The following is a 13,704-nucleotide window of genomic DNA, read 5'->3' on the forward strand; positions in this document are numbered from 1 at the left end:
TTGACAGGTGAGGCGATAAAATGGTGTCAACAACCGAAAGTAGCGGAAAAGGGCAGGTGCAGCATCGCCTGCTTGTGCCAAGATTGTCCCTGATGATGTTCCTCCAGTTCTTTATCTGGGGAAGCTGGTCCGTCACGCTGGGCCTCGTCATGACCCAGCACAATATGGCTCTGCTGATTGGCGACGCCTTTTCAGCCGGGCCGATCGCCTCGATTCTCTCGCCTTTCGTGCTGGGAATGCTGGTGGATCGCTTCTTCGCCTCGCAGAAGGTGATGGCGGTGATGCACCTCGCCGGGGCGGCCATTCTCTGGTTTGTCCCACAGGCGCTAATCGCCCAGAACGGTGCGCTGCTGATTGGCCTGCTGTTTGGCTATACGCTCTGCTACATGCCAACTCTGGCGCTAACCAACAATATCGCCTTCCATAGTCTGGCAAACGTCGATAAAACCTTCCCGGTGGTGCGTGTGTTTGGCACCATCGGCTGGATCGTGGCAGGGGTGTTTATCGGCGTCACCGGCATTGCGGCGAGCGTCAATATCTTCATGGTAGCGGCGGCCTGCTCGGTGCTGCTGGCGCTCTATAGCCTGACGCTGCCGCATACCCCTGCGCCCGCCAAAGGGCAGCCGGTGGCGGTGCGCGATCTCTTCTGCGCCGATGCCTTTGCCCTGTTAAAAACGCGCCACTTCTTTGTCTTCTCGCTCTGCGCCATGCTCATCTCCGTACCGCTCGGCACCTACTACGCCTACACCGCTTCGTACCTGGCGGACGCCGGGGTAGGGGACGTCAGCACCGCGATGTCCTTCGGCCAGATGTCTGAGATCGTCTTTATGCTAGTGATCCCGCTGCTGTTCCGCCGCCTCGGCGTGAAGTACATGCTGCTCATCGGCATGTGTGCCTGGTTTGTGCGCTACGCCTTTTTCGCCCTCGGCGTAAGCGAGGAGACGCGGTTCCTGCTCTACCTCGGTATTTTGCTGCACGGGGTCTGCTATGACTTCTTCTTTGTCGTAGGCTTTATCTATACCGATCGCGTGGCCGGGGAAAAAGTGAAAGGCCAGGCGCAAAGTATGATCGTCATGTTCACCTACGGCATCGGGATGCTGCTTGGCTCGCAGATCTCCGGTGCGCTCTATAACCGGCTGGTCGCCGGGCAGGCTGTACCCCAGGCGTGGGTCACCTTCTGGTGGATCCCGGCCGTTGCCGCTGCCGTTATCGCACTGGTTTTCCTTTTTACATTCAAATATGACGACACAAAGCGGGCTTAATTGCGGAGGGTAGTATGAAAACAGTTCAGGGACCGGGGATTTTTCTGTCGCAGTTTATCGGAGAAGAGGCACCCTTTAATACCCTGGAGGGATTGGCGGAGTGGGCAGCGCGGCTGGGCTACAAGGCGCTGCAAATTCCCTGTAACCATCGGCATATTTTCGATCTGGAGCTGGCCGCGCTGAGCCAGACCTACTGCGATGAGATCGCGGGCACGCTGGCATCCTACGGGCTGGTCATCAGCGAACTTTCAACGCACCTGGAGGGCCAGCTGGTGGCCGTGCATCCGGCCTACGACGCCGCCTTCGATAACTTTGCGCCCGAGCATCTGCGGGGCAATCCCATCGCGCGGCAGGCGTGGGCGGTGGAGAAAGTGACCCAGGCCGCGGTGGCCTCACTAAGGCTCGGCCTGCGCGCCCACGCCACCTTCTCCGGGGCGCTGGCATGGCCCTGGTTCTACCCGTGGCCGCCGCATAATGCCCTGCTGCTTGATGAGGCCTTTGCCGAGCTGGCTCGCCGCTGGCGGCCCATTCTGGATCGTTTCGATCGTTACGGGGTCGATCTCTGCTTTGAGATCCATCCGGGTGAAGATCTCCACGACGGGGTCACCTTCGAGCGCTTCCTGGCCGCCGTAGATAACCATCCGCGCTGCAATATGCTCTACGATCCCAGCCATCTGCTGCTGCAGCAGATAGACTACCTGGCCTTTATTGACATCTACCATTCGCGCATCAAAGCCTTCCACGTTAAGGATGCGGAGTTTCGTCTCAACGGGCGCAGCGGCGTCTACGGCGGCTATCAGCCGTGGGTCAATCGCGCCGGGCGCTTCCGCTCGCCGGGGGACGGGCAGATAGACTTCGGCGCAATCTTTAGCAAACTGACGCAATACGGCTACGACGGCTGGGCAGTGCTGGAGTGGGAGTGCTGTCTGAAACAGGGCGACGCCGGAGCGCGGGAGGGCTGCGAATTTATCCGCCGCCACATTATTCCGGTGGCGGACCGGGCGTTTGATGATTTCGCGGCGGGCAGCAGCGACCGGGCCAGCGTGCGGGCCATGCTGGGATTAGGAGATACGTTATGATCGGCGTAGGCATTGTTGGCAGCGGGTTTATTGGTCCGGCACATATTGAAGCTCTGCGTCGTCTGGGGGATGTACAGGTAGTGGCCCTCTGCGATCGCTCCCTGGCGTCGGCGCAGCAGAAGGCCGCCGCGCTCAACGTGCCCTTTGCCTTTGGCGACATTGACGCCATGCTCGCCCATCCCGGTATTGATGTGGTGCATAACTGTACCCCTAACCATCTTCATGCCGACATTAACCGCCGGATTTTACGCGCCGGTAAGCACGTTTTCTCAGAGAAGCCGCTCTGTATGACCCCGGAAGAGGCCAGGGAGCTGGTGGCGCTGGCGGAGCAGGCGGGCGTGGTGCACGGGGTCAGCTTTGTCTATCGCCAGTTTGCCATGGTTCAGCAGGCGGCCAGCCTGCAACGCCACGGCAGGCTCGGGCGGCTGTTCTCGGTCTACGGCAGCTACCTTCAGGACTGGATGCTGCTGGAGACGGACTACAACTGGCGGGTGGATGCCGCGCAGGGCGGCACGTCGCGGGCAGTGGCCGATATCGGCTCGCACTGGTGCGATACGTTGCAGTTTGTCACCGGGCAAAGCATTGTCGAGGTGATGGCCGATCTGGCGATCGTCTGGCCGACCCGCAAGGCGCGACTGGACGGCGGGGCGACCTTCAGCGCTGGCGGAGACGAGGCGCAGTATGAGGATCGCCCGGTCACCACCGAAGACGGCGGATCGGTGCTGGTGCGCTTCGCCGACGGCAGCAAAGGCTGCTTCAGCGTTTCGCAGGTCAGCGCGGGGCGCAAAAATCGTCTCAGCTTTGAGGTCAACGGCAGCGCCTGCTCGCTGGGTTGGGATCAGGAGATCCCCCAGCAGCTGTGGATTGGCCATCGTCAGCGCCCCAATGAGATCCTCACCGACGATCCGGGCCTGATGACACCCGACGTCGCTGGCAGCGCACACTTTCCCGGCGGGCACATTGAGGGCTGGCCCGACGCCTTTAAGAACATGATGGCGAGCTTCTACCAGGCGGTGCGGGCGGGAGCGATGCCGGAGGCCAGCGCCTGTCGGTTTGCCTCTTTCTATGATGGGGCCGACGTGATGTTTATCATTGATGCCATTATAAAAAGCCATCAGCAGCAGCGCTGGGTGCGGGTGGCCCGCTAAACCGCAGCCCGGCACACTGCCGGTTCGCCGGGCAAGGGTTTTATGGTAGCCTGCTATCTAAAGCGCTAATCGCAGGATGTGTCGTCGTTATGTCAATTCAAAAAATCGCTCGCCTGGCAGGAGTGTCGGTAGCGACGGTCTCCCGGGTTATCAACCACAGCGGCTCTGTGAAACCGCAAAACCGCGAGCGCGTGCTGGCGGCCATTGAAGAGAGCAACTACCAGCCTAACCTGCTGGCCCGCCAGCTCCGCACTGCCCGGAGCTATATGATCCTTGTGCTGGTGTCGAATATTGCCAACCCGTTCTGCGCCGAGGTGGTCAAGGGCATTGAAGAGGAGGCGGAGAAGAACGGCTACCGTATTCTGCTGTGCAATACCGGCTCTGACATGGCGCGCTCCCGCTCGGCGCTGACTCTGCTGTCAGGAAAAATCGTCGATGGGATCATTACTATGGATGCCTTCTCTAAGCTGCCGGAGCTAACGACCATGATTGGTCAGGCACCCTGGGTGCAGTGCGCCGAGTATGCCGATGAGGGAAGCGTCTCCTGCGTCGGGATTAACGATATTGACGCCGCCCGGTACGTGATCCAGCACCTGATTAACCGTGGCTGCCAGCGTATTGCCCTGATCAACCACGATCTCAGCTATAAATATGCCCGCCTGCGCGAGCAGGGCTATAACAGCGTGCTGGAGCAAAACGGCCATGGCTGGAGGGCGGTGGAGTACGCCAGCGAGCTGAGCTTTGATGCCGGTAGAGTGGCGATGGAGACGCTGCTGCGTGCCGATGAGCGCCCGGATGCGGTGTTTGCCGTCTCGGATACCCTGGCGGCTGGCGCGCTGCTGGCGATAGCCCAGGCAGGGCTGACCATGCCAGATGATATCGCCGTGGTGGGCTTTGACGGCACGCCGCTGGCCGAGATGGTCTCACCCCAGCTCAGCACCGTGGCGCAACCCTCCCTGCAGATTGGCCGTAAGGCCGTGGCGCTGCTGCTCAACAAAATCGACAACCCCGATACCCCGGCGGAAAGAGTGATGATGGACTGGCGCTTTATCGAACGCGCCAGTGCCTAAGGTTATGACGTGGCGATGGCCGGACTACGGTTCAGATGGTGGCGCAGGCCAACGGCAATCGCCGCCAGCAGCAGCATCATCATCGCCTCAACGCCGAGAAAACCCATAATGGCCTCGGGATAGCTGCCGTGATGGTGACGCACCAGCACTAACAGCAGCGAGCCAAATACCGCCGGGCCAAGGCCCAGCGTCGCCTGCTGCAGGGTGCTGAGCAGGGCGCTGCCCGCCCCGGCATCGTTAGCGGTGATATCACGCATTCCCACCCGGTAGAAGCAGTTGACGATCAGTGCCTGGCCGTAGCCAATCAGCGCAGTGGACGGCACCAGCGTCAGGGCCGTGGTTGCCTGTCCGTAGTAGTGGAAGGTTTCCATCAGCAGCAGCAGGCCGCCGATCTGTACCGCCAGGCCAGAGAGCAGGATCCGTCCCATGCTGTGGCGCGCAATCAGCTTCGGGGCGTACATCGCCGAGAGGAAGTAGGCCACCCCGAGAGCAATAAAGCTGTTCCCCGACTGCCAGGGGGCCATTCCCAGGCCAGACTGCATGGTCAGCGCCATGCAGAACATAAACCCGGACCATGCACTAAAGAACAGCAGGGCGATCACCATGCCAAAGCGAATGCTGGCGAGCTGCAAGAGGCGCGGCGGCAGTAGCGGGTGTTCGCCACGTCGTTGCTTGCCCAGCGCGCTAGCCCGCATCCACACCAGCAGCGGCAGCGTAGCCAGCAGCATCAGCTGCATCGACCACGGCCAGTGCAGCTCTGGCCCCAGCGCCATGGGAAACAGCAGACAGCAGAGGATCAGGGCGAGGATAAACGTGCCCTGCCAGTCGATGGGCGAGTGTTCATCTCGACGGGTCTCGGGCACGTAGCGACGGCTCAACGCCAGCACCAGCAGGCCAATCGGCACGTTGATGAAAAAGGCGTTACGCCAGCCCAGTCCGGCGATATCTGCCGACACCAGCCAGCCGCCGCACATCTGCCCGACGATAAAAGCGATACCGCCGATCCCGCCGTAGAGGCTGATAGCCCGCGCGTGGGCGGTACCTTTCAGGGTAACGTGCAGGGTGGCGAGGATCTGTGGAACGATCAGTGCCGCTCCCGCACCCTGCAACGTGCGGGCCGCCAGCAGGGCAGTAATCGAGTTTGCCATGCCGCACAGCAGAGAGGCGAAGCTAAATACCGCCACGCCCCACATAAACAGACGGCGGCGACCGTAGTTATCGCCCAGCTTGCTGCCCATCGCCAGACAGACGGCAAAGGCCACGCCGTACAGGGCGACAATAAGCTCCAGCTGGGTGGCGCTGGCGTGCAGCGATGCGGTGATAGAGTCGAGAGCGACGTTGGTGATCGAGGTGTCGATCAGGGGCAGCATCTGGCCAGTTAGCAGCAGGATAAGTCCCGCGCGGCCGGGTGAAACAGTAGACGTTTTCATGGTAGCTCCATTGCGTCATTCAGCGAATGGCCGTAGCATCGCTGATTGAATAAACGGGTACCAGTTCCTGATTATACTGGTACTGGCACTACCATGCTGAAGAGAGGCAGGAGAGACGATGAGCCTGATAAGCCACAGCGAGCTGGACATGGCACAGACGCGCCAGGACGATCGCCGTAAACAGCTGGGCGCTTTTCTACGCGCGCGACGGGAGAGCTTAGATCCGCAGCGGCTGGGGCTCCCGCGCAGCGGACGGCGGCGCACGCCGGGCCTGCGTCGGGAGGAGGTAGCGATGCTGGCGGACGTTGGCGTGACCTGGTATACCTGGCTTGAGCAGGGCAGGGAGGTCAATCCGTCGGCTGTGGTCATGCAGGCAGTGGCCGATGCGCTGCAGTGCAGTCCGCTGGAGACGCGGCATCTTTTCGTGCTGGCGGGCCTGCCGCCGGTGGAGTCGGCCAATCTGACGCCATGCGAAGGGATCAGCCCCGGCGCGCGACGAATGCTGGACAGCCTCCTGCCGCAGCCGGCCAGCATTCAGAAACCTAATTTCGATATCGTGGCGTGGAACGACGCCTTTTGTCGGCTAATGGGGGTCGATTTTGCGACGCTGCCGGAAGACGATCGCAACTGTATCTATCTCTATCTGACTCATCCGGGCTGGCGTAGCCGCCTGGCAAACCGGGACGTGCTGCCAACCTTTGTCTCCTATTTCCGCGCGGCGATGGCGGAGCATCGGGGGGAAGCGGCATGGGAGAACAAGCTGGCGCGCTTTTTTGCCGCCTCGGAGGAGTTTGAGGCGCTCTGGCATCAGCGCTATGAGGTGCGCGGCGTCGAAAACCAGATTAAAACCTTTCATCACCCTGATTTGGGCGAATTCCAGCTTCAGCAGATGTACTGGTACTCCGCACCGCGTAACGGTTCGCGGCTGCTGGTCTATTTACCGATCGATGAGGCAGGCGAGCAGGTGCTGGCAAGGCTGTAACCCAACCGGGAAGAATATTTTTCGAGCCTCTTTCCATGTTTAACGCGCCGATCTGAACGCTGTCACAAAAACGCATAAGGTAGTGCGTGAGTGGCAGGTTAGCCTTTAAGGCAATTTGCCTTATATGCTAATATTCAGGGACGAAAAATGGTGTTCAGAGTATGTGTCCATGCGGACGTCAGAGCTGAGCTACTGGCATTGCCTGCCTCAGTGCAGGCAAAAATGATCGGAAAAATAGAAAAGCTTCGGCATAACCCCACCGCTTTACGAGAGCCTGATAGTAAACCTCTCGCTCATGGTCTTTTTGAGATCCGCACGGTGGGGCCTGTTCATAGCCGAGGCATATATGTTTTCCAGCAGAAGCAGACAATTTTTTTGCTACGTGTTTTTATTAAGAAAACACAGAAGACGCCCCCGGCGGAGATACGCCTGGCGCTTAAGCGGCTACAGGAGATGCAGAATGAGCAAGAAGATTATTGACTGGGATGAGCTGAAAGCTGAAATGCTGGCTCAGCCTGACGTTCAGGCTGCGTTTGACGCTCAGGAGCGTAAAGAGCGTTTACGTACAATGCTGGCGCAATGGCGTCATCATGCTGGCCTTACCCGCGCGCAGGTTGCACAAAGAATGGGTGTGAGCGCCCCGACAGTATCCAGAATGGAGACCAATATTACACGGGCAAGTCTGGATACATTGACGCGTTATGCACTGGCCTGCGGGGTAAAACATCCGCAGATTTTGCTGTACTGAAACTCCCCGGTCTGATGAAAAAAACCGGGGAGCGAGCCGGTATCGAATTAGATCTCAGTAACCACGGTCTCTTCTGGCAGGCGGGATTTCGGCAGCGCCTTGTTGAAGTCTTCCACGCTATGGTGTCCTACCGGAACGACCACCAGGCTGGTGAAGCCTTTCTCTTTCAGGCCAAATTCGGCATCCAGCACGTCAGCGTCAAACCCTTCGATCGGCACCGCGTCGAGGCCCATAGCGCCAACGCCCAGCAGGAAGTTACCTACGTTGAGGTAGACTTGACGCGCCATCCACTCATGGTCATCCTGGCGATCTTTGCGGTGCAAGTCGGCGAAGAAGGTGCGGCCTTTATGGTTAGCGGCTTTTGCTTCCGGCGTGGCGAAGCGACCGTCGGCGTCTTCCTGATCCACAACCTTCTCCAGCCAGGCGTCGTCCATGGCGGTTTTTGCGCAGAACACCACAACGTGAGAGGCATCCAGCATTTTACGCTCGTTGAACACGTAGCCGCCCGCCGCGGATTTGGCTACCCGCGCTTTGCCCTCTTCGGTGCTGGCAACGATAAAGTGCCACGGCTGTGAGTTGGTGCTCGACGGGCTATAGCGCAGCAGCGATTTGATCTTCTCCGCCTCATCGGCGGTCAGTTTTTTGCTGGCGTCAAAAGCCTTGGTTGAGTAGCGCTGCAAGGCGATGGAAACGATATCCATAAATGCTCCTGATATTTTTTTGGGATAAGTTAGGCTGCGCTGTAGCGTACAGATTCAGCGAAGAAAAAATAAGTGAAAATCGTGCGCTTTAGCTGCTGCTACTGCTGTCCGCCAGGGCGCGCCACATCGCTTCGAAGCCGTGGGCTTTGAAGTCGTCCGCCTTCTCGGGCTCGCGGCTGGCGAACTCAATGGTGGTTTCGGCAAGAGAGAGGAACAGGGCATCGCCAAAGGCGTGGAAAGCCTCGGTAAGAAAAATGGGCAGCACCGAGCGACGGCAAAGCGTATGAAGATCCGGGAAGAGCTCATCCACATTTTGCTGGGTGGCGCAGGTGATCTTGCCCGACACCGCCAGCTGACGGATCGCCCGATGGCCAACGGGATGCAGAATGCCCCAGTCGATATAGCTGTTCCAGATATAGCGGGTTAGCGCCTTGGCTTCGCTGAGAGAGCGATCGAGGCCGTCGAGCATGGCGTGGCAGAGGTCGGTTTTCAGCGCAAGATAAACCGCATTAAGCAGGTCATCTTTGGTGGCGAAGTAGCGAAACAGCGTGCCTTCTGCGACGCCCGCGTTCCGGGCTATCAGGGCAGTAGAAGCGGTGATCCCTGACTGGGCAAATGCCTCGGCTGCCGCTTCCAGTAACGCCTGTTTTTTATCTTCACTCTTCGGACGAGCCACTACACTTTACCTCACACACGGTTAAACCCTGATTGAAACATGAGATCTGCCGCTCCGCAACGGCCTGTGTCAAAGATCGAAAATCATCTTGACGACTTTCTCCCTCTTTCTATAATGAGTGCTTACTCACTCATAATCAAGCTTCAGCGCATTAAAGCGCAGAGAGGAGCCCGGTATGAACATTTCCGCTCAGGTTATCGATACGATTGTCGATTGGATCGACGACAATTTGCACCAGCCGCTGCGCATTGATGACATTGCGCGCCATGCGGGCTATTCAAAATGGCATCTGCAACGGCTGTTTATGCAATACAAAGGCGAGAGTCTGGGGCGCTATATCCGCGAGCGCAAGCTGCGGCTGGCGGCCCAGGAGCTGCGTGATACCGATCAGAAGGTGTTTGATATCTGCGTTAAGTATGGTTTTGATTCCCAGCAGACCTTCACGCGCATTTTTACCCGCACCTTTAACCAGCCGCCGGGAGCCTACCGCAAAGAGAATCACGGCCAGGCGCGGCATTAAGCCGCTGCTGACCCGGCCTGCGTAACTTAACGGGACGAGTGGTTCAGCGAGAACCAGCGCCGCCAGATAAAGCGCAGCACGTAGTACTCAATGGTCCCGAGCAACAGAAACCAGGCGCAAAACAGCAGGGTATAGAGCTGGCCAGCATCCACCAGGTGGAAAGTCGCGATGAGCTGCTGCGTCAGGGCGCTACCCGGTGAAGGAACGGGCAGCAGCAGACAGGAGAGGAAGGCCAGCAGTAAAATACCGGCGGCCGTCATCAGGGATTCAAGCGGGTGCGTCATGGTGATGTTAATCGTCAGTTAAAACGATATTGTCAGCCATTTACTACCCTGGCGCAACCAGGCTGGCGCTATTGCGCCGCCCAGATCTCCGCATGCTTCTGCACCAACCCAATCAGCGAGCCGCCGTCGGCCACGAAATCACGCATCAGCTGGTCCTCGCTCTTGCCACGCCGCACAAACTGCGCCACTGCTTCCAGAGCGCTACTGCCGTTTAGCTTGTCGGCATAGGGGGCAATTTTGTCCAGCAGGCGCTGGATATCCTCACCGATGGTCACCTGCTCGCCGGTATGCACGTCGGTCAACACTCCGGCAAAGCCGTAGCGGCAGGCCTGGAAGCGGTTGAACCTGTAGAGCAGATAGTCGCGCTCCTGCATCTTGAACGGTCGCTCGGTCAGCAGCCAGTGGGAAATCGCCTGGATAAATCCGGCAATATTCACCGCGTGGCCAAGCGTCAGTGGGGTATCCATCACCCGTACCTCAACCGTGCCAAAGTGCGGACTGGGGCGAATATCCCAATGCAGATCCTTAATGCTGTCGATCATGCTGGTATAGCTGAGGCGGCGGAACAGCCCCTCAAATTCCGACCAGTTGCTGACCCAGGGAGCGTGACCGTTATCCGGAAACGCGGAGAAGATGTTGAGCCGTGACGAGGCGAAGCGGGTGTCGGTGCCCTGAATGTAGGGCGAAGCCGCGCCGAGGGCGATAAAGTGAGGCACGAAGCGCGACAGGCCGTGCATGAGATAGATAGCATCGTCCCCGCTTGGGCAGCCTACGTGAACGTGCTGGCCGAATACCGTCGCCTGCTGCACCAGATAGCCAAATATCTCCAGCGTACGCGCGTAGCGTTCGTCATCGCATACTTCCTGACGCTGCCACGTCTGGAAGGGGTGCGTGCCGCCGCCGCATATTTGCAGATGGTGTTTGCTGGCGGCCCGCAGGATGATCTGCTGCATGGCGGAGAACTGCCCGGCGGCCTGGTGGATATCCCCGCAGACGCCGGTGGCGATCTCCAGCATGCTTTCGGTGATGTCGTGCTTCACCTCACCCCCTTTGACTTCGGCCTTAACGGCATCAATCAGCGTGGAGGAGTCCTGGCTAAGGTCGTATCCCGGCGGGTTAACCACCTGCAGCTCCAGCTCAATCCCCAGGGTAAAGGCGTCAGAACGATGAAAGTCGGGTAGAGGCATAGATAAACTCGCTGTTGTCTGTTTTTACTAAGTATAGAGCGAGTTTATGCTCAACCGAGCTGCAATAGCTCAACGGCGAAGAGGGCCTTTCCCACCGGCAAAAATAATTTTTACTTCACGTTTAATTTTTTAAGCCCAGCGCCGCTTTAGTTCTGTATCTCAGTTGAGACCCACTCACTTAAGGAGCAGAACGATGTTATCTATTAATACCAACGCCGCCTCTATGGCAGCAGTCAACGCCATCAACAAAAGCAACGCCTCACTGAGCAAATCAATGGAGCGTCTGGCCACCGGCGACCGCATCAACTCTTCGGCGGACGATGCCGCAGGAAAACAGATCGCCAACCGCATGCAAACCCAGGCCAGCGGCATGGCCATGGCCCAGCGTAATATTGCCGACGCCACCGCGATGCTGCAGACCGCGGACGGAATGTTTGACGAGATGAATAATATTCTGGGGCGCATGGATGAACTCGCTACCCAGGCAGCGAACGGAACGTACAGCGATGATGACCGTGCGGCAATGCAGTCGGAGTTCGACGAGCTGGGACAGGAGATGTCCGACATGCTGCAGAACACCACCAACGGCGGCACCAACCTGTTCAATCCGTCTGAAAGTGGTCAGTTCACCAATACCTCCGGTGTTACCTACCAGGTCGGCTCCCAGTCTACCGATAAAATCACCATCAATATCTCAACTCAACTCACCCAGCTGGCAACAGATCTGGGTACGCTGAGCGCGGCATTTAGCGGCGACTATGGTACCGATGGCGCAGGCGGTACCGCAGCCAGCGGCAGCGAGCTGTTGACGGCGGATACAGCAAATGCCGCCATTGATTCGATTCAGAGCGTGATGAAAGAGGTCGGTACCATTCAGTCCACCCTCGGTGCCACCATGAACCGCCTGAGCAGTACGGCAACCAACCTGCAAAGTATGCAGGACAACACCGAAGTGGCCATCGGCAACGTTATGGATACCGATTACGCCACGGAAGCCTCAAATATGTCGAAACAGCAGGTGCTAATGCAGACCGGTATCAGCATGCTCAAGCAGTCTAACAGCATGTCCGGCATGGTCTCTAGCCTGCTCCAGTAAGCCAGAGCCTCTTACTCAGCCACACCGCTTTCGAGCGGTGTGGCTGTTTTACCTGCATGGCCAGGCAGGGAACAGTTTTTTCCTCTCTACGGAAGCGATATTTCCTTTCATTACATTTAATCTTTTGAATTCAAACAAATAAAAGTTGGCATCATTATTGCTATGACTATGCGTAAATAAACGGAGCGACGATGATAAACCCGCAAGTAGTAGCTAAACAGTTTGCCCTGATAGATATCTCTACCCGGGCGAATCAGCTGGAGCGCCAGCAAACTGCCCTGGACACCAAAAGCGCTGCGCTCTCAACGCTGCAGAGCGCCCTGACCTCGTTTCAGTCGGCAGTAGACGCGCTGAACAGCACCACCAGCGGTCCGGTGGTCAATTCGGCCTCGGCCAGCAATGATTCCGCCACCATTACGGCGAACTCAATGGCGCAGGCAGGCACCTACACCTTTTATGTCCAGCAGCTCGCCACCGCCCAGCAGAGCACCTTTTCCATCGGCAGCGGCGATATCCCCAACAGCGGCACCTTTACGATTACAATGGGCACCAATGAGATGGATATCGATCTCGCCCAGGCGGACGGCAATGCCGACGGCAGCGTGTCGGTCAGCGAACTATGCAGTGCTATCAACCACTCGGAAGAGAATCCGGGCGTCACCGCCGCGCTGGTCAACACGGGTGATTCAACAACCTTGATGTTGACTGCCGATGCGACTGGCGCAGCGTCAGGTTTTACCGTCTCCACCAGCGGCATCGATCCCAGCTCGGCTTTTGCCGCCGATCTTAACGCCCAAAGAGATCTCTCTGCGGCGCAGGACGCCATTATCTATCTCGGCAGCTCAGCGGAAGAGGGCATCGAGATTACCAGCGGATCTAATACCTATACCGATCTCATTCCCGGCGTCTCCATTACCTTCACCGAAACGTCAGAGGAGGATGGCCCCCTCACCTTTACCGTGGCAAACGACGCCTCGGCATCAGAGGAGAAGGTGCAGACCTTTGTCGATGCCTGCAATACGCTGGTCGATACGCTTGATTCATTAACCTCTTTTGGCAGTAACGGCAAGGCGGCAGGCCCCTTTGCCGGCGATGCGGGCATCTCCTCCCTGGAGCGTCAGATCCAGAGGATTACCCACGCCAGCTATAACGGCGTCTCCATGCTCGACTACGGCATCGCCCTTGACGCAGAGGGGCATCTGCAGATCGACTCCCAGCAGTTTAGCGAGGCGATGGCCAAGAACCCGGAAGGGTTAACCTCGCTGTTCGTCGGCGACGACAGCATGACCGCTCAGCTCGACAGCATAATGGAGACCTGGCTTGATGATAACAGCGGCATCATTGTTCAGCGACAGAATGCCGTTGAAGAGGAGCAGGACAAGCTAGTCCGCAAGATTGACCAGCTCAAAGAGACCTATAACGCCTCCTACGATCGCTACCTTGAGGAGTACACCTCGACGATGGTAGCGATCAACTCGATGCAGGTCAGCATGGCGGCATTTATCTGAGCCAGCCGGAAAG

15 protein-coding genes are annotated in these 13,704 nt (G+C 58.3%); 10 read left to right on the plus strand and 5 right to left on the minus strand.

Annotated features, from left to right (window positions below):
* The first annotated feature begins 20 nt into the window (after nt 1-20).
* From NR795_RS01220 to NR795_RS01235, 4 genes are all read left to right on the plus strand, one after another.
* Nucleotides 21-1,262 carry an MFS transporter gene (locus tag NR795_RS01220; protein WP_257756795.1) on the plus strand — a complete coding sequence of 414 codons (1,242 nt, stop codon included), beginning with the start codon at nt 21-23 and terminating at the stop codon, nt 1,260-1,262.
* A 14-nt stretch (nt 1,263-1,276) separates the two neighbouring features.
* Nucleotides 1,277-2,341, plus strand: coding sequence for a sugar phosphate isomerase/epimerase (locus NR795_RS01225; protein WP_257756796.1), 1,065 nt, complete (start codon nt 1,277-1,279; stop codon nt 2,339-2,341).
* Nucleotides 2,338-3,489, plus strand: coding sequence for a Gfo/Idh/MocA family protein (locus NR795_RS01230; RefSeq protein WP_257756797.1), 1,152 nt, complete (start codon nt 2,338-2,340; stop codon nt 3,487-3,489). Before NR795_RS01225 ends, NR795_RS01230 begins: the two co-directional genes overlap by 4 nt.
* Before the next feature lie 89 nt (nt 3,490-3,578).
* A complete protein-coding gene (locus NR795_RS01235; RefSeq protein ID WP_144813957.1) occupies nt 3,579-4,559 on the plus strand; it encodes a LacI family DNA-binding transcriptional regulator in 981 nt (326 codons plus the stop codon).
* A 2-nt stretch (nt 4,560-4,561) separates the two neighbouring features.
* On the opposite strand, the gene NR795_RS01240 is transcribed toward NR795_RS01235, so the two are convergent.
* On the minus strand, nt 4,562-5,989 hold the full coding sequence (locus tag NR795_RS01240) for an MFS transporter (protein ID WP_257756798.1): 1,428 nt from the start codon (nt 5,987-5,989) through the stop codon (nt 4,562-4,564).
* A 148-nt stretch (nt 5,990-6,137) separates the two neighbouring features.
* Here NR795_RS01240 and NR795_RS01245 point away from each other — a divergent pair, with 148 nt between their 5' ends.
* The 3 genes from NR795_RS01245 to NR795_RS01255 all read left to right on the plus strand — a co-directional run bounded on the left by NR795_RS01245 (nt 6,138) and on the right by NR795_RS01255 (nt 7,719).
* Entirely contained in the window at nt 6,138-6,971 is an 834-nt protein-coding gene (locus NR795_RS01245) for a helix-turn-helix transcriptional regulator (RefSeq protein WP_186370519.1), read from the plus strand.
* Nucleotides 6,972-7,121: 150 nt separating this feature from the next.
* The gene (locus tag NR795_RS01250) at nt 7,122-7,451 is read left to right on the plus strand and encodes a type II toxin-antitoxin system RelE/ParE family toxin (protein WP_257758258.1); all 330 of its coding nucleotides are present in this window, start codon (nt 7,122-7,124) and stop codon (nt 7,449-7,451) included.
* A complete protein-coding gene (locus NR795_RS01255; protein WP_144813947.1) occupies nt 7,432-7,719 on the plus strand; it encodes a helix-turn-helix domain-containing protein in 288 nt (95 codons plus the stop codon). The genes NR795_RS01250 and NR795_RS01255 overlap by 20 nt, the downstream gene beginning before the upstream one ends.
* Nucleotides 7,720-7,766: 47 nt before the next feature.
* On the opposite strand, the gene nfsB is transcribed toward NR795_RS01255, so the two are convergent.
* Nucleotides 7,767-8,420 carry an oxygen-insensitive NAD(P)H nitroreductase gene (gene nfsB, locus NR795_RS01260; RefSeq protein ID WP_144813944.1) on the minus strand — a complete coding sequence of 218 codons (654 nt, stop codon included), beginning with the start codon at nt 8,418-8,420 and terminating at the stop codon, nt 7,767-7,769.
* Nucleotides 8,421-8,508: 88 nt separating this feature from the next.
* Nucleotides 8,509-9,096, minus strand: coding sequence for a TetR/AcrR family transcriptional regulator (locus NR795_RS01265; protein WP_257756799.1), 588 nt, complete (start codon nt 9,094-9,096; stop codon nt 8,509-8,511).
* A 175-nt stretch (nt 9,097-9,271) separates the two neighbouring features.
* On the opposite strand from NR795_RS01265, the gene NR795_RS01270 reads away from it, so the two are divergent.
* Nucleotides 9,272-9,616: a RamA family antibiotic efflux transcriptional regulator gene (locus NR795_RS01270; protein WP_144813938.1), complete on the plus strand. Its 345-nt coding sequence runs from the start codon at nt 9,272-9,274 to the stop codon at nt 9,614-9,616.
* A gap of 26 nt (nt 9,617-9,642) precedes the next feature.
* Here NR795_RS01270 and NR795_RS01275 read toward each other — a convergent pair whose 3' ends face one another.
* Together NR795_RS01275 and NR795_RS01280 are read right to left on the minus strand one after the other, a co-directional pair.
* Nucleotides 9,643-9,900 (minus strand): DUF1158 domain-containing protein, encoded by a 258-nt coding sequence (locus tag NR795_RS01275; RefSeq protein ID WP_144813936.1) that lies wholly within the window; start codon nt 9,898-9,900, stop codon nt 9,643-9,645.
* 68 nt (nt 9,901-9,968) lie between these two features.
* Nucleotides 9,969-11,087 carry a YbdK family carboxylate-amine ligase gene (locus tag NR795_RS01280; protein ID WP_257756800.1) on the minus strand — a complete coding sequence of 373 codons (1,119 nt, stop codon included), beginning with the start codon at nt 11,085-11,087 and terminating at the stop codon, nt 9,969-9,971.
* Between the two features lie 193 nt (nt 11,088-11,280).
* Between NR795_RS01280 and NR795_RS01285 the strand changes: the two genes are divergently transcribed.
* On the plus strand, nt 11,281-12,183 hold the full coding sequence (locus NR795_RS01285) for a flagellin (protein ID WP_144813930.1): 903 nt from the start codon (nt 11,281-11,283) through the stop codon (nt 12,181-12,183).
* Between the two features lie 191 nt (nt 12,184-12,374).
* Nucleotides 12,375-13,691: a flagellar filament capping protein FliD gene (gene fliD, locus NR795_RS01290; protein ID WP_144813928.1), complete on the plus strand. Its 1,317-nt coding sequence runs from the start codon at nt 12,375-12,377 to the stop codon at nt 13,689-13,691.
* The last annotated feature ends 13 nt before the right edge of the window (nt 13,692-13,704 follow it).

This window comes from Pseudescherichia sp. L3 (assembly GCF_024656065.1).
GTDB lineage: Bacteria > Pseudomonadota > Gammaproteobacteria > Enterobacterales > Enterobacteriaceae > Pseudescherichia.

Excerpts from the sequence above, each read along its gene's own strand:
- NR795_RS01235 (WP_144813957.1), top strand. The coding sequence starts at position 3,579 with ATGTCAATTCAAAAAATCGCTCGCCTGGCAGGAGTGTCGGTAGCGACG.
- NR795_RS01230 (WP_257756797.1), top strand. The coding sequence starts at position 2,338 with ATGATCGGCGTAGGCATTGTTGGCAGCGGGTTTATTGGTCCGGCACAT.
- NR795_RS01245 (WP_186370519.1), top strand. The coding sequence starts at position 6,138 with ATGGCACAGACGCGCCAGGACGATCGCCGTAAACAGCTGGGCGCTTTT.
- NR795_RS01225 (WP_257756796.1), top strand. The coding sequence starts at position 1,277 with ATGAAAACAGTTCAGGGACCGGGGATTTTTCTGTCGCAGTTTATCGGA.
- NR795_RS01275 (WP_144813936.1), bottom strand. The coding sequence starts at position 9,900 with ATGACGCACCCGCTTGAATCCCTGATGACGGCCGCCGGTATTTTACTG.
- NR795_RS01270 (WP_144813938.1), top strand. The coding sequence starts at position 9,272 with ATGAACATTTCCGCTCAGGTTATCGATACGATTGTCGATTGGATCGAC.
- nfsB (WP_144813944.1), bottom strand. The coding sequence starts at position 8,420 with ATGGATATCGTTTCCATCGCCTTGCAGCGCTACTCAACCAAGGCTTTT.
- NR795_RS01220 (WP_257756795.1), top strand. The coding sequence starts at position 21 with ATGGTGTCAACAACCGAAAGTAGCGGAAAAGGGCAGGTGCAGCATCGC.
- NR795_RS01285 (WP_144813930.1), top strand. The coding sequence starts at position 11,281 with ATGTTATCTATTAATACCAACGCCGCCTCTATGGCAGCAGTCAACGCC.
- NR795_RS01255 (WP_144813947.1), top strand. The coding sequence starts at position 7,432 with ATGAGCAAGAAGATTATTGACTGGGATGAGCTGAAAGCTGAAATGCTG.
- NR795_RS01280 (WP_257756800.1), bottom strand. The coding sequence starts at position 11,087 with ATGCCTCTACCCGACTTTCATCGTTCTGACGCCTTTACCCTGGGGATT.
- NR795_RS01240 (WP_257756798.1), bottom strand. The coding sequence starts at position 5,989 with ATGAAAACGTCTACTGTTTCACCCGGCCGCGCGGGACTTATCCTGCTG.
- fliD (WP_144813928.1), top strand. The coding sequence starts at position 12,375 with ATGATAAACCCGCAAGTAGTAGCTAAACAGTTTGCCCTGATAGATATC.